This is a genomic window from Syntrophus aciditrophicus SB (genome assembly GCF_000013405.1).
GTDB classification, from domain to species: Bacteria; Desulfobacterota; Syntrophia; order Syntrophales; family Syntrophaceae; genus Syntrophus; species Syntrophus aciditrophicus.
In genome coordinates this window covers 2,850,475-2,870,275 of record NC_007759.1, presented here as the reverse complement: position 1 = coordinate 2,870,275, position 19,801 = coordinate 2,850,475, and the positions used below count along the sequence as shown (strand labels likewise).

Here is a 19,801-nt window from a genome sequence, read left to right as displayed (position 1 = left end):
AAATTGGATCTGTTTAAAAGCAATCAGGTTTCATTGCTGATCAGTTGATCCGAATTTTCAGACAAATCCTTTTCGGTCACCAGACATTCTTTCTTTTCCTGTCGTTTAGCCATTTTTTCTCTGGCCTTTCTTGCACGTTCCATCTCTTTCTGCCTTTTGACGAATTGTTGCGGACTTTTCCTCGACATAGTCGTCCTCCTTCTCTGCTGCAATCTCATACATGATGAGCGCCTTCGAAAAACAATATACCCCAGAAGCCTTTTCACAGGCTCTGGGGTGGAGTTAACAGCCAAAACCAAATCTAAAAACTTGATCTGAGTTGATTATAAAGTTTCCTTGACAGGAGTTCTTTTACAATCAAAATGAGATTAAAGGCTTACACCTTACGAACATTCTCAGCAGATGGGCCTTTCTTTCCGACGACAACATCAAAGCTCACTCTATCTCCCTCTGACAACGATTTGAACCCCTCTGCCTGGATGGCTGAATGATGCACGAAGACATCCTTCCCGCCATCTTGTTCGATAAAGCCGAATCCTTTTGAATCGTTAAACCATTTCACTGTTCCTTCTGGCATTTTTCCCTGCTCCTTTTTCCTGGTTCCTTCCGGGAACCTTTTTAATTTTGTCGAACTGAATCGACTTGCAGTATTTTCGTATAAACAAAAAACCGCACAATCCTCAGTCCGGATGTGCGGCTAACTTCTCGTATTTTGTTAACTACAATAATGTACTGCACTTGTTGGTACAGCTAATAACTGATTCTTTCTGAAAATGCAATGTGTTTTTACATTAATATTTTATAAAGGAAAAATCGATAAATTGACTGCAATCTGTCCGGTGTAGAATCTAACAGTCAGGAAATCAGACCGGGCAGCATAATCTGCTGAAGCTCTGCCCGGTGGTCCTCGAAGGCTTCATGGCTCTCACCCGACGAAAAATCCAGCATATTACCAAATCTCAGGTAAACCCTCGCGAACGGTTTCGGCAGCATAAAGCGGTCCCAGCTGTGGAAATACCAAGCCCGGTCAGCAGATATATAAAAGGGGACGATGACAGCCCCGGCGGAACGGGCCAGGCTGAGCCCTCCTGCTTTAATGATTCCGGCAGGTCCTGTCGGTCCGTCGACAATGTGTGCGGCAAGACCGGTGGCTTTAAGCTGCTCCACCATTTCTCTCAGTGCCCGTCCTCCGTTGCGGGAGGATGACCCGCGCACAGGATTCCAGCCGGACCTTTTTGCGATTCCAGCTATGATGTCACCATCCTTACTCTGACTGATCATCAGGGAGGGGGAATAAATTGAGTAGGTCTTGAAATGACGGATGGCTGCAAAGAACTGCTGATGCCATCCGCACAAAAGGACCCGGCCGCCACTATGATAAAAAGCGAGCCAGGGGCTCTCGTTTTCAATATGAAACCGGAAGGTCAAACTGTAACATCGAACAAGGCTGTAAAGGGCGCCTTGGATCAGACCTATAAGAGCATACCGATATTTTTTCAGCAAAGGATTATTCTCCAATCCCAAAAAATAATGTAGATGCCGCGTAAAGCTTTTGAAGTCAGCCGGAAACGGTATGCTTGAAATAATGAAGCGATATAGAAGCATTATCCTGGAGGACTGTCCGCATCCATAAATCACCGCCTGCCAGGTAGTGTCAACTCTTTTTTATGCAATTTTTTCGGAACACTTTTCCGAGCTTTTGATTCGCCATCTAAGTTTCCAGGAAATTCATTAAACAAGATCATGAATACCACTTGAAATCGAGCACTTTTTCAAAATGATCTAATCCTCTGATACAGGAAGACGTTTTCGGAAATGACAAAGACAATCTTGATAAACGGTTTAGAAACATCAATTTTCTCGCCTCTAAGTTGACACCTTTCTTTCCGTAACTTTCTGCTTGCCACTTTCGTTTCCACGGTCTGATCAGCTTTGACTAAAGGACCGCAATGACGATTTCATCGGTTAATGCAGAGGCGATTCTGCGAGGAGATTCCAACTAAGGATGAAAAATGGACGGCCAGTGTCGTAAAATAAATATGCCTGTAAATACATTTCGTTATGCCACATTGGCCCTTGCATCTGCGACTCATGAAATTCTATTTAAGTCGATCGTGTTGATTGTGATATAAAATGTTCACGTAAAACACTTCTCTTAAGAGGTGATAAATGATGACACACCATGGGCGAGTCCTCTGTGCTGCTTGCCTTGTTGTGATGCTGTTCTGGACAGCCGGCTGCGGCCGCCTCTGTAACTACCCAATAAATGCGCCCGTGGAAAGGTTGGTAATTCTTAATAGTAACGATGAGGGCTATGGGGTTGATATGCCACAGGAAAAAATCTTTGACACTGGCAAGGTGAAAATTAATTATCTGGATTATGGTTCTCCATCGGCCGAACCTCTGGTCATGCTCCATGGGGGAGCCTGGCGCTGGCAGGAATATCTTTCCCTCATTCCAAGCCTGTCTCAAAGATGGCATGTCTACGCTATGGATTTGAGAGGAAATGGCAAATCAGGCTGGGTTTCCGAGCACTATCGTCTGGAAGATTTTACTGAGGACACCGTGGCATTTATAAGACAATTGGATGCGCCGGCTGTACTCATAGGACACTCACTTGGCGGTGTGATAGCGCTCATGGCAGCCGTGCGCTCTCCGGAAAAGGTGAAAGCCCTCATTATTGAGGATTCACCTCTGACCATGGACAACTATAAGAAAATCATCGATTCAAGCCAGGACATGTTTATGCTCTGGCTTGATTTGAAGAAATCAGTTCGATCTGAAAAAGAGTTATCCCTTTCACTGGCAGACAAATATAAGGATTATCCGGGTGTCACCAGTCAATGGATCCTTTTCTTTTCCGGATGCCTGTGGCAGCTTGATCCCACTTACTTCAACGCACTGCTTTATGATTTTAACGGCTTCACCAAGGGATATGACGCCAAAGAGATAATGACGAAGGTTAAATGTCCCATTTTATTTATTCGGGGCGAGATGCAGCTCGGTGCGGTGATGACGGATGAGGAAATCTCCTGGCTGAAAGAGAATTTCAGCAATGTGCACTATGCCCAGATCAACAGTGTCGGCCATCTTTTGCATCTGGAGGATCGAGGTCAGGCACCGGTGATGAAAGAGATGAAGGCATTTCTCGAGCGTATACCAAAATAGACAGGACAATGGGATACATCGCACCGGATTGTTGTATAGAATAAGCCTTGTTTCTGCCTGTGCGGACAATTACGGATTGAAATATTCCACTAATCCGCAAAATCAACTTTTGTCGAATACAGGAAGGTATTTGCGGATTTCGTCAGGCAAGCTTTTCAAAATTTTGTGAATGCAGAATTTCACGTGTTTCATCTACGAAGCGTCGAAAACAAATTTTTATCACTCACTTGATTTCTAAATGAAATCGAGAATAGCTGTCATATTCAGTGAACACTCCGGTGCGGACCCGAATGCCAGGTGGTGTGGGGAGAGGGGAGAGAAATACTCCTCCTTACCCGATTAGCGGGTCATGTCAGTCTTGAGACGTTCAATTTCTTGTCTTATTTCAATGATGACTTCTTTGTTGCGTATTTCTTTTCGTTCCCCAACCTTGGATGAATAAACATAGAAAACCCTTCCACCATATTGCTTAGTAAATGCTTCATGAGTTTTGGCTTGCAAGTCTTTTTCCTTGAAGATTTGCGATAACTGTATCCCCTGATTGACCGGTTTTATCTGTATGCCTATGTACTTATCTTGAATTTTGATGAAAAAATCCACATTGAAAAGCCTGTCCCATTCATCTGGTGCTGGTTCGATTTTTACCATAAGCTCTTTTTCCAATTGCCCGTAAACAGTTTTGATCTCGGTAATATAACCATCAAATGAACGGTCTATGACCATCTGCAACATATAATCAATGCAGTCTTGCTCGGTAACGTCCTCCACCTCAGCGCTAATGACTTCGGTGATTTTAACGTAGAGTTTCTTGCCAAGGTCTTCTATATGCTCTTTTGTGCGGACGTTACTAAAGTAATAATCTCGCCATTCATTATATGTTGCAGGCGCACACTGCCTGATGCTTTCCGAGGTAGGGCCGACATTTCTCTTGAAATTCAATTGGAAACGGTTCATCGCACTGTTTAGAATCCATTCCTTAGCCACACTGTGCCTCCAGTTTCATGAATTTGTCTTTGTATCGAAAATCAACAGAGCGGTCAACTATTGCCAAACCTTCTTTGATCAGGTGTGCATTGAGAAATGTTTTATTTTTCAGATAAACATAGCAAAGCAAACGATTTTGGCTATCGTGTTTTTGAAGATCGAATTTGAGAAAGATTTTTTGCCCTTTTGTTTTTTCGGTTATAAAATTGACAGCTAAGCCATTCATCGCCGTATTTTCTCGAACACCCATCAGACGAATCAGTAGTCCGTTGCTTAGCCTTATAACCTCAGGGCTGATCACTTCTTTAACCGAAAAGTATTCTTCCCGGTCTGCGCTGTTGCGGTCAATTTTAGAGCCGAAAAGAAGTTTCTTGGGGTCAATCTTTTTATCGAGTTTATGAGGGTCTTTGAAAACATAGGGTAGCTTCTCAATCTCTTGCTCACAGTCGATGGTCGCTGAATCTTCTAAAAAACTGTATTCTGCGCCATGAATATCCATTTGACAAACATTGAGCTTTTGCCGAATCGCGGGGATAAAATCTTGATTGATTTCATAACCAATTGAGTTTCTCTCCAGATTTCTAGCGGCCATCGATGTTGTTCCACTTCCAAGGAAAGGATCAAGAACAGTGTCACCGACAAAGGCGAACATCTTGATTAGGCGAGCAGGCAGCTCTTCGGGGAACATCGCGATATGTCCTTCCTGTTTCACACCGGAAAAATACCAGTGCCCGGAAAAATATGTATTCCAGTCTTCCTTTGATATCACAGAACGCTCTTTCTGTTCCCGTGTAGGTTTGGGTGCATTACCTTGTTTCTTAAAAAATAAGATGAACTCATAATCGAGTTTTAGTATGCCGTTACGAGGATACGGGAAGCTGCCCATTATCGTTGCCCCCCCGGTAGTATTTGTTGTAGTTACCTTCTGCCAAATAATGGCACCCATGTAATCAAAGCCCATTGTTTCACAGAACTTGATGATCTCCGTTCTGATTGGAATAACCTTGTATCTTCCATAATAGACCGAGCGAGCAAATTGATCTCCAATGTTTATGCAAAGTCGGCATCCGGGATACAAAACACGATGACACTCCTTCCAAACGAGATTCAGATTATTGATATAGCTTTCGTAGGACTCATTGTATCCTATTTGAGTATCAGTGCCGTAATCTTTTAGTTGCCAGTATGGGGTGAGGTTATCACCAAATGTACCGATTCATTGGGAACAAGATTCATTTGCCTCGAGTCACCGTGAATGATCTTATGAATTGTTCTCATCGAAGTATTCGTCCTTTATTCTATCCAACATCTGATGCATATGTAAATTCTTACATAGCGCTAACATGAAGTTCACCGGGAGGCGAGCGCCTTTCCTCGCCGATCCGGTGGAACGCCTCGTTGGGTGATGGTTATCTATCAGCCCCAAGAAACTTTTTCAACTTGTCCGGCATATCTTTTCTTTAATCTGTTCCTGTAGGTTCCGGAGTACTCACAGACTGCAAGTAGCACCAGAGATATAATCCAAAGTTGTGGACAGTATAGAAAGAAGGCGTATCCTCCAAACGTTTAAACCAAAAAACGAGCCCCTTTAGCTGAGGGGGAGGAAAGGATACGCCCGAGGAAAATAATGACTGCGATTGTTTGGAAAAGCAAGTTAAAGAAGAATCAAAGAGCGCCTTGGAACTGATTATTCGAGAAGGAGCCTGCCGGATGTTGCAGGCGGCAATCGAGAACGAGATTGCCGAGTATATTGATTTCTTCAAGAATGAAAAGGACTCCCGGAACAGGCGGTTAGTCGTGAGAAACGGTTCCTTGCCAGCAAGAGAGATTGTAACAGGGATTGGAGCCTTGAGGTTAAAACAGCCCCGGATTCATGACAACAGAGAAGGACAACATTTTACGAGCAGTATTCTTCCAAGGTACATGCGCCGGATACCTTCGATTGATGCCTTAATTCCGGCACTTTATCTTAAGGGAATCTCCACGGGAGACTTCAGCAAAGTACTGGAATCCATATTGGGAAAGAATGCATCGGGACTTTCCGCGACCAATATCGTCCGGCTGAAGAGGCTCTGGGAGCAGGATTATAAAGACTGGGCCAGACGAGATCTTTCCTCCAAACGATATGTTTATTTCTGGGCAGACGGCATTTACTTCAATGTTCGTTTGGAAGATGCCGAGAATAAGCGGCAATGCATCCTGATCATTATGGGAACATTGAAAAACGGGAAGAAAGAACTCGTCTCCATTCTCGATGGCTATCGGGAAAGCAAACAAGCCTGGCAGGAGATGCTGGGCGATCTCAAGCACAGGGGGCTCAAAGAGGGTCCCAAGTTGGCGGTTGGCGACGACGGCCTGGGATTCTGGGCAGCCCTGCGGGAGGAATTTCCGGAAACAATAGAGCAACGTTGCTGGGTTCATAAGACGGCCAATATTCTGGATAAGATGCCCAAGAGTATTCAGCCGAGAGCCAAGGTGCATATCCGGGACATGTACATGGCGCCAACAAAGGAGGAAGCCCTCAAGGCCTGTCATCATTTTCTGTCACAGTATCAGGCAAAATATGAAAGGGCTTGTAACTGTTTAGCGAAGGATATGGACAGTCTTTTTGCGTTTTATGACTTTCCTGCAGAGCACTGGCGTCACATCCGGTCTACCAATCCTATTGAATCCACTTTTGCCACGGTCAGACTCCGCACAAATCGGACAAAAGGCTGTGGATCACGGTTAGCAACGCTGACCATGGTTTTCAAGCTGGCAATGGAGACAGAAAAAAACCTGGCAGAGAATCAAAGGACATCAACTTATCGTAAAGGTCATTGAAGGAATCCGGTTTGTTGACGGCCTCATCATGCAAGAAGCAGCTTGATTCTGTCCGAGAAGGATACCTGAGAAAAGATTTCATCCACAACATTTGACAATATCTCTTTTACAATATATTCCAACATTGGAGGATGCTGAAAATTGCGGAAAACATCTGCTTATCCGCACCATCGATTACATCCTGAGATTGCTCATTATTTTATTGAAAGTGAGAGTTTCGCGGAACGCGATAGTATAGCAGATTTCTGTTGTTAATTTGCGAAAGTCATCGACAGAAAAATGGGATTCCCCGGTTTTTGATGCCATCTAAATACCATCGCTTATCCACTAATCATTATGACTTATTCAAGTAAATAGCCTCTAACTCTGACCAGAGGTTATGACCTGTTTTTTTCAGAGATCTTGAGGTATTTTGAGTATAGGGTGTGTTCTTCCCTTTGTAGACGCATTGTGATTGTAGTGATAAACCGGTCCAAATCCTGCTTGAAAACTGTCTCCGTTCCACCTCCAATGTAGGTATCAAGGAATGCGAGTGCTTGTTTCCCGATTTCCTCAATCTCAATGCCCATAACCTTCATGGTCTGCTTGAGAGAATCGTTTGTTTCCGCCTCCTTTCGCAAGATAGGATAAAACTCAGATTCTTCTTTCTGTAAGTGATTAATAAGAAGTTCTTTCGTATTTCGGAGCAGGTTCCGTGTTTCATCTGACAGGTTTCCTGCCTCCTTTATCTTCACGAACGCCTCCAAAATCAGCGCATGGTCCGAATTCAATTCCCTGATAAGATTGATATTCATGAATATTCCTCCCCATCTCAAAGAGAATAAGTTGTTTTTTCGGGCGAGCAATAAAGAAAAAGCATCGGCAACACTTTTATTACTGAGGCAACATGCAAATATTTCTAAGTGATGCTTCAAAACCTTAAGAGATCTCCATGAACTATAAACGCCTCCCTTTACCCAATTTTTTTCTTGAATCTCAGCGAACTTACCCCGACCAGAAGCAGGCTGAGAAGTGATAGCGCGGTTATCTCCGGCCACAGAACGTCCATTCCGTTGCCCTTAAGAAAGATGCCGCGAATGATCACGAGGATGTACCGCAGCGGATTTAGGTAGGTGATGTACTGTACGGGTACTGGCATATTCTCGATTGGAAACATGAATCCCGATAGGAGAATAGCAGGCGCAAAAAAAAGGAAGGTGGCCATGAGGGCTTGCTGTTGCGTTCTGGAAATCGTCGAGATAAAAAGCCCGATTCCAAGGACTGAGATAAGATAGATGGCGGTACCCAGAAAGAGAAGGGGCAGTGAACCTTTGATTGGGATGTTGAACCAGGTAGTGCCCACTGTCGTCACAAGGAGCATGTCAAAAAACCCGATCAGTGCGAAGGGGACGGTTTTGCCCATCATCAGCTCGAAAGGACGCAACGGGGTGACCATGAGCTGCTCTATCGTCCCGATTTCACGCTCCCTCACAATGGCCATGGAAGTAAGCAGCAGGCAGATGAGCATGATCAAGATAGCGATAACCCCGGGGACATTATAGTTCCTGCTCCTCAAATCCGGGTTGTACCAGGCCCGTGCCCTAACATCGAGTTTGACAGGGGTCGCCTCGATGTGCTTTCCTTTTTCCCTTCCATACTGGAGGATAATCCTGGAGGCATAACTGCCTGCTACCGAGGCCGTATTTGAGTCAGTTCCATCCACAATGACCTGGATAGCCGTGGGGAAACCCCGGGCGAGGTCCTTTGCGAATCCTTCCCTTATTTCAATAGCACAGAGCACCTTTCCCCGGTCAACGAGTTCCTGAAGTTCCTTGCCAGAGGAGACACGGTAAATAATATTGAAATAGCCCGACCCTTCAAACCGCCTTGCCAGTTCCCTGCTGTCGGGAGAAGCATCCCGATCGTAAATTGCAGTCAAAACATGATTCACGTCGGTGGTCACCGCATAGCCGAAAACAAAAAGTTGGATGATCGGAAGTAGCAAAACGATTCCCTTCATCCGCTTGTCACGGAAAAGCTCTATAAACTCCTTTCTTACCACCTGTCGAATGCGTTCAGTCACATGACACTCCTGCTTCCGCGTTTCACATTGCTTAGATAATTTTTTTCTTGAACTTTCTGTTAGCCATCGCAAAGGCGAGAATCCCGAAAACACTCAACAGGAGTGTATCGAAGGCCAGAAATTTTAAGGGGTTGGCCTTCAGAAAAATGTCCTTGATGAGACTGACAAAGTACCTGGCTGGGATGATCCGGGTCATAAGTTGAAGCGGCTGCGGCATATTAGCGATGGAGAACATGAAACCCGAGAGAAGAAAGGCTGGAAGATAGGAAGTAACCATGGCCACCTGGCTTGCCAAAAGCTGCGACTTTGTCGCTACGGAAATAAGTATGCCGAAGCTGAGCCCCCCGAAGAGAAAGATGCTCGAAACCAGAAAAAGGAGAACGACGCTTCCTCGGAAGGGGACGCCAAAAAGGAAGATGCCGATGATGACAGAAATGGCAACGTCGATCAGGCCTATCAGAAAATAGGGGATCAATTTGCCAAGAAGCAATTCCGTTTTCTTTATCGGTGTAGATACAAGCTGTTCCATGGTGCCTCTTTCCCATTCACGTGCGATGGTGAGGGAGGTAAGGAGCGCGGCGATGATTCCCATGATCACCGCGACAAGCCCGGGAATGATGAAGTTCCTCGATTTGAGTTCCGAGTTGTACCAGACCCGGAGACGAGGTTCAATGGGTGGAAGCCTTCTGGTGGGGCTCATCCGTTGAGTAAAAAGATCCGCTACGGCAGCCACGTAGGCAAGTCCGATCGTTGCGGTATTGGAGTCGCTTCCATCCACAAGCACCTGCACCTGACTCTCCTTCCCCGTTCGGAGATTCTTGGAGAAATCGTAGGGAATCCAGATGGCGATGCGGGCAATACCCTTGTCCAGATAAGGTGTGATCTCCGCCGGGGTTGATGGATAACCAACGACCGTGAAGTATCCCGACCGCACCATTTCAGAAAGAAATTCCCGGCTCTCCCTGCTGTTGTCCTGATCGTAGACCGTGGTTTTCAGATTATCTACATCGAGGGTAATGGCATAGCCGAATATGAAGAGCAGGAGCACCGGCATAAGAAATGCCAGCGCCAGGCTGAATGGATCCCTCAAGATCTGGATAATCTCTTTCTTCGCAACCGCCGAGACCCGACGAAGTTTCATTACGATACCTCAATCAAGGTTACAAACACATCTTCCAGGGACGGCGGGATTTGTTCGATCCCGTTGACCGGAATCCCATCCTGTTCCAGCATTTCCTTGAGTTTGGCTGGCCCTTGCGGGTCTTTCTCCACCGCGACGTGAAGGAGACTGCCGAACACCACACTCTCTATTCCCCTGCGTTTCAATGTTTCCATTGCCCCGACGACATCATCGACTTCGATCTCCAGGACGTCTTTCACCATGTACTCTTCTTTCAATTGCTGGGGAGTGCCTTCGGCGATGAGTCTTCCTCGGTAAATAAGCGCCAGACGATCACAGTAATCGGCCTCATCCATGTAGTGAGTCGTAACGAAAACGGTGACTCCTTCAGCCGACATTCGGTAAATCAGATCCCAGAAACTGCGGCGTGAAACAGGATCGACTCCTGAAGTCGGCTCATCAAGAAAAATAATGGGTGGCTCATGAAGGATTGCACAGCCCAGGGCCACGCGTTGCTTGAACCCGCCCGGCAGGGTTCCCGTAAGCGCGTTCTTTCTATCCTCCAGACCCGCCATTCGAAGCGCCCAATCTTTTCGTTCGCTCTTTTTGTCTCTTGGCACTCCATAAATGCCGCTAAAGAAATCGATATTTTCTTCCGCCGTCAATGTCTCGTAAAGGGAAAACCTCTGGGACATATAGCCGATATGTTTTTTGATTTCCTCGGCTTCATTCCGGACGTCATACCCGCCAACAGACCCCGTGCCCTCTGTAGGGGTCAACAACCCGCAGAGCATTTTTATGGTCGTTGATTTGCCCGCCCCGTTCGGTCCCAGAAACCCGAAGACCTCTCCCTTTCTTACGGTAAGACTTATGGAGTCAACTGCCACGAAATCACCGAATTTCTTTGTTAGGCCGTCTATCTTGACCGCTATTTCGTCCTCTGTTCTCATTGCTCCTGTCCGATTGTTGAAATGAAGATGTCTTCAATCGAAGGCATGGCTGCCCTCTGGTCGAGAACTCTGATTGACTCGTTCCGGAGGGCGGTGACAACCGCGTCACCCCGTTCTTCCCGATCGAGACTCACGTGGATTCTGTCACCATAAACACTTACATTTTTCACACCCTCCAATCTCTTCGTGATCTCACCGGCCCTCCGCGAATCGTCACACCAGATCTCCAGCATCGGATAGGGGAACGACCGTCTCATGGCATCGGGCTTTTCAACCAGCAAAAGGCGCCCCTTGTCAAAGAGGGCAACCCTCGTGCATCGCTCCGCCTCGTCGAGGTACGACGTGGAAATAATCGTGGTGATCCCTTCCCTGAGGAGATCGTACAGAATTCGCCAGAAATCCCTTCTGGAAACAGGATCAACCCCATTAGTTGGCTCGTCGAGAAAGAGAATTTCCGGAGTGTGTACAAGTGTGCAGGCCAGTCCGAGCTTTTGCTTCATCCCTCCAGACAGATTGCCCGCTCTTCTGTCTTTGAATGGGGTGAGATTGCTGAATCCAAGAAGCCGTTCGATCCGGGGTGGCCTCTCCTTCTTCGGCACGTCGTAAAGATCGGCATAGAAAAGAATGTTCTCCATGACCGTGAGATCCTCATAGAGTCCGAAACGTTGCGACATGTAGCCGATGTGTTCCTTGATTTCCTCTCCCTCGTCAAGAATCGATCTACCTCCAACCCAGGCATTCCCTGACGATGGATCAAGAATTGCTGTCAGAAGCCTCAGGAGAGTCGTCTTGCCTGCTCCGTCAGGCCCGACTAAGCCGAAGAGTTCCCCTTTTTCGACCGTCAGGTTCAGCCTGTCGACGGCCGTATTCGTCCCGAAGATCCGGGATAGGTTTTCCGTGCGTATCGCTTCGCTCTTGTCCCCCATCAATTCATTCCTATCTTATCTGAGTGCTATCCGCACGTCAGCAGGCATACCAGGTTTCAACTCGCCTGCTGGGTTCTCGACGCTGACCTTCAGACCAAAAACAAGCTTCACACGTTCCTCTTCAGTCTGAACGTTCTTCGGTGTAAACTCGGCCTCGGAAGCGATATAAGTTACTGCACCTTTATAGACCTTCCCCGGATATGAGTCTGTCGTCACCGAGGCACTCTGTCCGAGTTTTACCAACCCCAGTTTGTCCTCTTTGATATAGACTTTAACCCAGGGGTTCGCGACATCCCCAATCTTATAAACAGGGACCCCGGTTGCGAGCGTTTCCCCCAATTCGGCTGTCTTTTTCAGGACTACCCCATTCGAAGGGGCAAAAAGATAAGAGTCTCTCAGGCGATTTTCAGAAGCAGCAAGGGCGGCTTTTGCTTGCTGCAGGCGCATCCGAATCGCCTGGATTTCTTCTCTTCGGGGTCCTTCCCGAACCAGACTCAGGGCTTCTGTGCTTCGTTTGAGTTGAGCTACGGTCACGAGATAAGCTCTGCGAAGGGCATCTCTTTCCTCGGCAGCGATTGCACCGTTGGCGTAAAGTTCCTCCGCCCGGTCAAAGTCGGCCTTGGCCTTGACCAGCTCGGCCTTCGCTTGACCGACGGCAGCACGGGCCTGTTCAATTTCCTGAGGTCGTGAACCCGCCAGCAGCTCCTCGAGGCGGAAACCGCTTTCATAAACCTGGGCCTGATACTGCCTGAGCTGATTTCCCAGCTCTTCCGCGTCCAATTCAGCCAGTTTGTCACCCTTCTTCACCGATTGTCCTTCTTCGGTAAGCAACAGAGTGATTTTTCCCGGCCGCTTGAAACTGAGATTCATCTCCGTCACCTCGATGTTGCCGGAGAGCTTCATGGCTCCTTCTTCCCGCCGATCTTTGCCCTTCGACCAGACGATGATAACAAGAAGTGCGACAACCAGCAGGGCTACAATGATCAACCGCTTCGTTTTCATTTCGACTGTTCCTCCCCGGAAAGGTCTTCTCCGACCGCCCTGCGCACTCCGGCAATTGCAATATCCCGGTCATAAAGGGCTTGGTAATATCCCGTCTCGACCAGTACGAGATTCGTCTGGGCGTCAACCACATTGGTGGTGGTACTGGCACCCTTTCTGTACTTCAGTTCCTCAACTCGCAGATTTTCCTTTGCCGATTCCATCGCCTTCGAGGCTACTTCCATGCGTTTTTCAGCGTTTTCGAGACTCAAGAACGTCTCTTTGACCTCCTGGTTGATCTCGAGTCGCAGGAATCGCTCGTTCTGTTTCACTTTTTCGAGTTCAGCCTTCTCGCGGTCGATTTCGGCGGTGATGAGGCCTCCGTCAAAAAGAGGAAGAGAAAGCCGCAGTGCGGCGTTCCAGTTTTCTTTAAGGTCGACAGAGGTGCCCGTCGTCTCAACGTACTGGCCAGCCAGGTATACGTAGGGAAGCCTCCGGGCTTTCGCTATTTCAACGCGCTCCTCTCCGGCCTGCATTGTCTTCAACACGGACAGATACTCCGGTCTTCTCTTCAACGCCTCAGCGAGGGCCTGTTCCAACGAGTAATCGATCTTCCTGTAACCTGGCTCTCCGGCGATCCGAAACTCCTGTCCCGGATCTTCCATCCCCATGAGCATTCGCAATAGCTCGTAAGTCGTCTTCAGGCTGTTTTCCGCCAAGAGGAAGTTTTCCCTGGCTTTTGCCACCTCGACTTGCGCTTTCAAGAGCTCCACCTGCGCCACCTTTCCCGCCTTGAAAAAATCCTCAACCTGGCGCTGATGCGTCTCCAATCCCCTGACCTGTGCTTCTGTCGATTGCATAAAGGAGTTGAGTTGGAGAATCTTATAGTAAACACTCGTGAGGTTGTAGATAAGATCCTGGCGTTTGGCCACCAGCAGATCGGCGGCAGCAGCCCCTCGCAATTCTGACAGTTCTACATTGCGAACCAGTCTCCCACCTTTATAGAGGGGTAGGTGAAGAAAAGCACCGACATCGTAAATGGTCTCACTGAATTCGGGAAATGGCACTCCCGCCAGAGGTGAGCCGCTTATCGGTGTAACGGGAGTGGGGTAGTGATACCGGGCGCCCCCCCCGCCCAACTCGATTTTCGGAAATCTCTCGGATTTTGCAGCCTTTAAGTTAGCCTGTTCCACGGCCACATTGCTTTCTGCCTGTTTAATGGTCGGACTGTTAATCATTGCGTGGTGGATAATATCGGAAAGAGTAAAAATCCTGACATCACCTGCGTTTTGCCATTGCCCCGACTCTGCCAGGACGCTGCTGCAGGTCAGGAGCATAAGAATAAGAAACATGAGAACAATTGAGATCTTTTTCCAATACTTATCTCTCCAAAATAAAGATTGCATACAGCTCTCCAGGATCGTTTTATTGATCGTAATACAGTCCTGCCCGTGGGGTGTTGCCATCTCAAGTCTTTCTCACGGTATCCGGATGGGGGGTTTTGATGACGAGAAAGACAAGACGTTCCGGGGAGTCATTTTGGATGCTCATGGCGGAGGTTAGAGGAACCCGGAGGAGGTTTCCCTGACCGACTTTAATTTTTTCCTTGCCGACGGAAAACGTACCTTCGCCGGAGACCACATGAATGGTCACATTGGAATTGGCCTGATGCACCGGGACATTCTGCCCCGGTTCCAGGCAGACCTGATTCATAAGCAGATACGGCTCATCGATCACTTTGGCCATTCCCCGGCCTTCCTTTTTAAACATCTCTTTCTCTCTAAGATTTATACTTTCCATCATTTTTAACCTTTCATCCGGACACTTTATCACCGGTCATGACCAGTGATAAAGTGTCCTTTTAAAAACAGAGTTCGTCTACTTGCCGTGCTTGCGAACGTCAGACGTATGATGCTCATCGGCAGGCTGTTTCGAACCTTCATTATGTTGGTCATGCGCTCCCTTGCCGGTTGCATCGAGATGAAGTCGTTCCACATAATGAGTAAACTCTACGTAAGCTTCAACAAATTCGCGACCTTGCTCCACACTTTCATCCTTGTGTTTGTACGTGGCCGCTGCACGCTCATAACGCCTCTTGATACCGACGGCAACATCATCAGTGATCAATCTTACCAGTGCATCGGAGGAGCCACTTGCCAAGGCTTTGTCTGCTTCCGCAATGGCTGGTTCCACTTCGCCTGCAGGCTTCAGTCCGGTAAAGGGCGCACCTTCGCCAGCTCGATGGATCCTGACAAGTGTTTCAAAGAATTTTATCTCCGCCGCATCAGCATTTTTCTTGCCCTTGGCATTCAGCGCCTTGGCAAAGGTCGCATGAACAGCTTTTTCATCTTTTTGTTTTACCCACTTAAGGATCGGCGTTACATCTTTGGTCTCCAGCGCCTTACGGGCGTCTTGAATGACCGGCCCATCCAACGTATCACAGTGAGCGGCGGCAAAGCTGTAAATTCCTAGAACTATTGACGTTACCATAATGACGAGCAAAGACATTCGAGCTAAACTTGATACATTTTTCATTGTGATGTTCCTCCTTTCGAGGCTTCCTGTTAAGATTACGTCCTCGTGACGATGGCGTAAACCCTTAGGTGGTCATGGGTGAGGACTGATGCAGACTTATATTTGTTCAATCAGAAATTATCTGTATCCGTTATCCCCGAATCATGATCAGCAGCATCTTGAACGGCTTTTCCGCCATGAGGGAATGGGGAGCTTCGGCGGGCATGATCAGCATGTTCCCCGCGGAAACGACGTGCGGTTTTCCCGACAGGGTAATCTTCGCTTCTCCGTCCAGGATATAGACGACGGCGTCAAAGGGGGCGGTGTGTTCGCTCAACCCCTGGCCGGCATCGAAGGAAAATAGCGTGATATTGCCGACATCCCTGTTCAGAAGGGTTTTGCTGACGATGGATCCGTCCGCGTAAGCGACCTCGGCATCCAGGTTGAAGGGGATTCCCTTCTCTTTTTCTTTTTTCTCTCCTTCCATGACAATCTCCTTTCTCTTTAACCGAGGATCGCTTTCAGATCCTCGTCAGGTGTCGATATGGGCATGATGTTGAAGTTCTGCACCAGGACGTTCAGGATGTTGGGGGTGACGAAGGCCGGAAGACTGGGCCCCAGCCGGATATCCCGAATTCCAAGATGGAGCAGGGTCAGGAGGATGGCCACGGCCTTCTGCTCGTACCAGGAGAGAACCATGGACAGGGGCAGGTCGTTCACCCCGCAGCCGAAGGCGTTGGCGAGCGCCCCGGCGATGGCGATGGCCGAGTAGGCGTCATTGCACTGGCCGATGTCGAGCAGCCGGGGAATGCCGCCGATGTCTCCCAGATCCTTGTCGAAGAAGCGGAATTTTCCGCAGGCCAGGGTAAGGACCACGCAGTCCTTCGGAACCTTTTCCACGAACTCCGTGTAGTAGTTCCGTCCCGGCTTGGCGCCGTCGCAGCCCGCAACCAGGAAGAAATGGCGGATGGCCTTGCTCTTCACGCCTTCGATGACCTTGTCGGCCACGCCGAGAACGGCATTCCTGCCGAAACCGACTAATACCGATTTCCCGGGAACATCTTCCGGAAATCCGTGCAGGGCCAGGGCTTTCTCGATTACGGGAGTGAAGTTCCGGTCGGCGATATGGGTGACCCCCGGCCATCCCACGAGTCCGGCGGTGAAGATGTTGTCCTGGTAGGACTCCGCGGGTTTCTGGATGCAGTTGGTCGTCATGAGGATGGCGCCCGGGAAGGCGGCAAATTCCTTTTTCTGGTTCTGCCAGGCCGTCCCGTAATGGCCGTAGAAATGGGGATGCTTCTTCAGCCCCGGATAACCGTGAGTGGGGAGCATCTCTCCATGGGTGTAGACGTTGATCCCCTTTCCGGCGGTCTGTTGCAGGAGTTCATCCAGATCCTTGAGATCGTGTCCGGAAACGAGGATGGCTTTCCCTTTCTTTGCCCCCAGGGGAACGGCGGTGGGAACGGGGTGTCCATAGGCTTCCGTGTGGGCGGCGTCGAGGAGTTCCATGGTCTTGAGGTTGATCTCCCCGCATTTCAGCACGAGGGAAACCAGATCGTTGACTCCCAGTGCTGCATTGCGCGTAGCGGCCAGGGCTTCGTAGAGAAACCGCGTTATTGCCGCATCGGTTTTCCCGAGGATGCGGGCATGATCGGCGTAGGCCGCGCCCCCCTTGATGCCGTAGATGAGGAGTTCCTTCAGGGCCAGCACATCGGGATCGGCCTGATGATCGGATTTGATGCCCACTTTATCGCCCTGGGCGACCAGGCCCTCCAGCGTCGCCGCAGGCTGGAAAAGCGCTGACTCGTCGGCGATGTCAGCCTTTCCTCCGGCTTTTTTCACTTTTTCCCTGAGCTGTTCGCGAAGCTTCACACCCTGGTTCAGAAGAACGACGAAACGGTCGGGATCGAAATCCACATTGGTCAGGGTGGAAAAGAGCGCTTCAACCGTAAAGCGGTCGACTTCCTCGTCGTGGATACCGACTTTGTCCGCTTCGAGGGCGCCCAGGGACAGCCCCTTCAGCTCGTAGATCAGAAGATCCTGCAGAGCCGCCACTTCCGGCGTTTTCCCGCATACGCCGCCTTTCGTGCATCCTGTTCCACCTGCCGTCTGCTCACATTGAAAACAAAACATGTTCTTCCTCCTTTTCCCTGCCGGGATCGTGAATTTTTTTGTCATGGGGGAAAAACTTCCTGAAAGCCCCCTTGATTTCTGGGGCCATTACCTCATAATGTTTACATTTTCTCCTTGACTTGGATCAAGAGCAAGGAATTTTTTAGGGAAAGCTTTCTTGATTGACCCGATGGGAATAAACTATTATAAAAAAACATAGCGTTTCATTCGTATCGTTTTACCGTGTCAACATAAACCAACGTATAGAAGCAAACTTCGACGAATATGGGTACACACAGGAAAACGATATCCCTTCTTGCCGCCGGTATTCTCGCGGGGGTCGTTCTTGCCGTCCTGACGGCAGCCGGCTATCATTACGCGGGAAGCACGGAATTCTGTGCGAGCTGTCACAGCATGGGCGATGCTCATCGGGAATGGCAGCATTCCATGCATAAATCGTTCGCCTGCATCGAATGCCACATGCCGGATGCGGGCGCCTTTACCAGATTCACCTATAAAGCCAAAGCGGGTCTGCTGGACTTTTATCACGAAAGCCTGAAGGATTACCCGGCGGCGATTTCGCTGTCCGAAGAAGGCAGGAAAATTGCCGAGGGGAACTGCCTGCGCTGCCATCGGGCTACAGTGGAGAACACTTTTATGATCCGGCAGCCTCCGGGAAACTGTACCGCCTGTCACCGCGACCTTGTTCATGGTCAGGGAATTCCAACAGGGAGGGCTGTACCATGATTAATAAAAAGATCTTATCTGCCGGAATTGCGGTTGTCATTCTGCTTGTCCTGGTTGTCGGGGCACGTGTCTGGCTTTTTCAACCTGAGGACCAGATCAAGGGGGTAAGCATCCCTGAAGGCGTCCATGACCCGGCGGAATGGGGGAAATTCTATCCCCTGGAATACCGGAGTTATTTGAAGAATCGGGAAATGGCTCCTTCTCCGACAGGTTTCGGCGGAAGTGAGAAGGTTCAGAAGGCGCTCATGGAGCCGGCGAATCTCATGAACTTCAAGGGGTATGGGTTCAGTAAGGATTATACGGAGGATCGTGGTCATCCCTATGCCGTAGAGGATCTCCGGGAAACGAAACGCGTGACGCCGAAGACCACCGGGGCCTGCATGACCTGCAAGACAGCCCAGCTCGGAGATATCTTCAGGGAAAAGGGATGGGCCTATGCGAAGATGCCCCTGGCGGAACTCCTTCCCCTCCTGAAGCATCCGATCACGTGCAGCAATTGCCATGATCCGAAGACGATGAACCTGCGCGTCATGAATCCGGCTTTCATCGAGGCCATGGCCAAAAGGGGCATCGACGTCAGTAAGGCCTCCAATAAGGAGATGCGCAGCTATGTCTGCGGCCAGTGCCATGTGGAATACTATTTCGAGCCGGAGACATTTCATGTCGTGTTTCCGTGGGGTAAGGGACTTCAGCCTGAACAGATTTACGACTATTATGCCGCAAAGCCTGCCGGATTCGTCCAGGACTGGGTGCATCCCGATTCCCAGACCAAGATGATCAAGGCCCAGCATCCTGATTTCGAGACCTGGAGTACCGGGACGCACGGAATGGCGGGTGTGGCCTGCGCGGACTGCCATATGCCCTTCATGAGAGACGGTGGGCGGAAATATTCAAGCCACTGGGTGACAAGTCCCATGCGGACCGTGGAAGCATCCTGCCGAACCTGTCATACACAGACCGAAGCCTGGCTTTTGTCCCGGGTGAAGACGACGCAGGGCCATGTCTGGGATATGCAGCGGAGGGCGGGAACCACGGTGAGTCAGGCCCACGAGGCGATTGCCAGGGCCGCGGCTGCGGCCGACGTCAAGGGGGAAGAACTGGATAAGGCCCGGGAACTGCTCCGCCGGGCTCAGTGGTACTGGGATATCGTGTCGGCGGAAAACAGCATGGGGTTTCATAATCCCTCCCAGGTATTGAATACCCTTGGCCGGTCCGTCGATCTGGCCCATCAGGCAATTGCCACAGCGAATCGGGCTACGGTAGGTGCCGGGAGGAAATAACATAATCTTCAGATATGCCCACTCGGAAGACTCCCACTGTGAAAATTGACTGGAAGGGAATTGCAAATTTCAACCGGAATTCAATCACCTAATTCAAGAATTCCTTCAAGGCTTTGTATTTGAAGTCCTGCATC

At 49.1% G+C, this 19,801-nt stretch carries 18 protein-coding genes and 2 pseudogenes; 4 read left to right on the top strand and 16 right to left on the bottom strand.

What is annotated here, in order from left to right; all coding sequences use genetic code 11:
* Positions 1–23: 23 nt before the first annotated feature.
* The 3 genes from SYN_RS16310 to SYN_RS13395 all read right to left on the bottom strand — a co-directional run bounded on the left by SYN_RS16310 (position 24) and on the right by SYN_RS13395 (position 1,503).
* The gene (locus SYN_RS16310) at positions 24–188 is read right to left on the bottom strand and encodes a hypothetical protein (protein ID WP_158302986.1); all 165 of its coding nucleotides are present in this window, start codon (positions 186–188) and stop codon (positions 24–26) included.
* 188 nt (positions 189–376) lie between these two features.
* A complete protein-coding gene (locus SYN_RS13400; protein ID WP_011418742.1) occupies positions 377–577 on the bottom strand; it encodes a cold-shock protein in 201 nt (66 codons plus the stop codon).
* 278 nt (positions 578–855) lie between these two features.
* Positions 856–1,503 carry a lysophospholipid acyltransferase family protein gene (locus SYN_RS13395; protein ID WP_041585772.1) on the bottom strand — a complete coding sequence of 216 codons (648 nt, stop codon included), beginning with the start codon at positions 1,501–1,503 and terminating at the stop codon, positions 856–858.
* 666 nt (positions 1,504–2,169) lie between these two features.
* Here SYN_RS13395 and SYN_RS15505 point away from each other — a divergent pair.
* Positions 2,170–3,168 (top strand): alpha/beta fold hydrolase, encoded by a 999-nt coding sequence (locus SYN_RS15505; RefSeq protein ID WP_011418740.1) that lies wholly within the window; start codon positions 2,170–2,172, stop codon positions 3,166–3,168.
* A 339-nt stretch (positions 3,169–3,507) separates the two neighbouring features.
* Here the strand turns inward: SYN_RS15505 and SYN_RS13385 are convergent, their stop codons facing one another.
* Entirely contained in the window at positions 3,508–4,152 is a 645-nt protein-coding gene (locus SYN_RS13385; RefSeq protein ID WP_011418739.1) for an MjaI family restriction endonuclease, read from the bottom strand.
* Positions 4,145–5,388, bottom strand: a pseudogene (locus SYN_RS13380) (DNA methyltransferase). Before SYN_RS13380 ends, SYN_RS13385 begins: the two are co-directional and overlap by 8 nt.
* 405 nt (positions 5,389–5,793) lie before the next feature.
* Between SYN_RS13380 and SYN_RS13375 the strand changes: the two are divergent.
* Positions 5,794–7,021: pseudogene (locus SYN_RS13375) on the top strand (IS256 family transposase).
* Positions 7,022–7,352: 331 nt separating this feature from the next.
* On the opposite strand, the gene SYN_RS13370 reads toward SYN_RS13375, so the two are convergent.
* From SYN_RS13370 to hcp, 11 genes are all read right to left on the bottom strand, one after another.
* The gene (locus SYN_RS13370; protein WP_041585134.1) at positions 7,353–7,769 is read right to left on the bottom strand and encodes a hemerythrin domain-containing protein; all 417 of its coding nucleotides are present in this window, start codon (positions 7,767–7,769) and stop codon (positions 7,353–7,355) included.
* 158 nt (positions 7,770–7,927) lie between these two features.
* Entirely contained in the window at positions 7,928–9,037 is a 1,110-nt protein-coding gene (locus SYN_RS13365) for an ABC transporter permease (RefSeq protein WP_041585133.1), read from the bottom strand.
* A 31-nt stretch (positions 9,038–9,068) separates the two neighbouring features.
* Positions 9,069–10,178 carry an ABC transporter permease gene (locus SYN_RS13360; RefSeq protein ID WP_011418735.1) on the bottom strand — a complete coding sequence of 370 codons (1,110 nt, stop codon included), beginning with the start codon at positions 10,176–10,178 and terminating at the stop codon, positions 9,069–9,071.
* Positions 10,178–11,107 carry an ABC transporter ATP-binding protein gene (locus SYN_RS13355; protein WP_011418734.1) on the bottom strand — a complete coding sequence of 310 codons (930 nt, stop codon included), beginning with the start codon at positions 11,105–11,107 and terminating at the stop codon, positions 10,178–10,180. The genes SYN_RS13360 and SYN_RS13355 overlap by 1 nt, the downstream gene beginning before the upstream one ends.
* Positions 11,104–12,033: an ABC transporter ATP-binding protein gene (locus SYN_RS13350; protein WP_041585132.1), complete on the bottom strand. Its 930-nt coding sequence runs from the start codon at positions 12,031–12,033 to the stop codon at positions 11,104–11,106. Before SYN_RS13350 ends, SYN_RS13355 begins: the two co-directional genes overlap by 4 nt.
* A gap of 15 nt (positions 12,034–12,048) precedes the next feature.
* Positions 12,049–13,035 carry an efflux RND transporter periplasmic adaptor subunit gene (locus SYN_RS13345; protein WP_011418732.1) on the bottom strand — a complete coding sequence of 329 codons (987 nt, stop codon included), beginning with the start codon at positions 13,033–13,035 and terminating at the stop codon, positions 12,049–12,051.
* Entirely contained in the window at positions 13,032–14,366 is a 1,335-nt protein-coding gene (locus SYN_RS13340; protein WP_041585770.1) for a TolC family protein, read from the bottom strand. The genes SYN_RS13345 and SYN_RS13340 overlap by 4 nt, the downstream gene beginning before the upstream one ends.
* A gap of 115 nt (positions 14,367–14,481) precedes the next feature.
* Positions 14,482–14,817: a cupin domain-containing protein gene (locus tag SYN_RS13335; RefSeq protein ID WP_083756505.1), complete on the bottom strand. Its 336-nt coding sequence runs from the start codon at positions 14,815–14,817 to the stop codon at positions 14,482–14,484.
* A gap of 75 nt (positions 14,818–14,892) precedes the next feature.
* Entirely contained in the window at positions 14,893–15,522 is a 630-nt protein-coding gene (locus SYN_RS13330) for a DUF6448 family protein (RefSeq protein WP_049750059.1), read from the bottom strand.
* A gap of 157 nt (positions 15,523–15,679) precedes the next feature.
* Positions 15,680–16,015, bottom strand: a complete 336-nt coding sequence (locus tag SYN_RS13325) for a cupin domain-containing protein (RefSeq protein ID WP_011418728.1) — start codon at positions 16,013–16,015, stop codon at positions 15,680–15,682.
* Between the two features lie 17 nt (positions 16,016–16,032).
* A complete protein-coding gene (gene hcp / locus SYN_RS13320) occupies positions 16,033–17,661 on the bottom strand; it encodes a hydroxylamine reductase (protein ID WP_011418727.1) in 1,629 nt (542 codons plus the stop codon).
* Positions 17,662–17,925: 264 nt separating this feature from the next.
* Here hcp and SYN_RS13315 point away from each other — a divergent pair, with 264 nt between their 5' ends.
* Positions 17,926–18,387, top strand: coding sequence for a cytochrome c3 family protein (locus SYN_RS13315; protein ID WP_011418726.1), 462 nt, complete (start codon positions 17,926–17,928; stop codon positions 18,385–18,387).
* Entirely contained in the window at positions 18,384–19,667 is a 1,284-nt protein-coding gene (locus tag SYN_RS13310) for an ammonia-forming cytochrome c nitrite reductase subunit c552 (RefSeq protein ID WP_011418725.1), read from the top strand. The genes SYN_RS13315 and SYN_RS13310 overlap by 4 nt, the downstream gene beginning before the upstream one ends.
* Positions 19,668–19,801 lie beyond the last annotated feature (134 nt).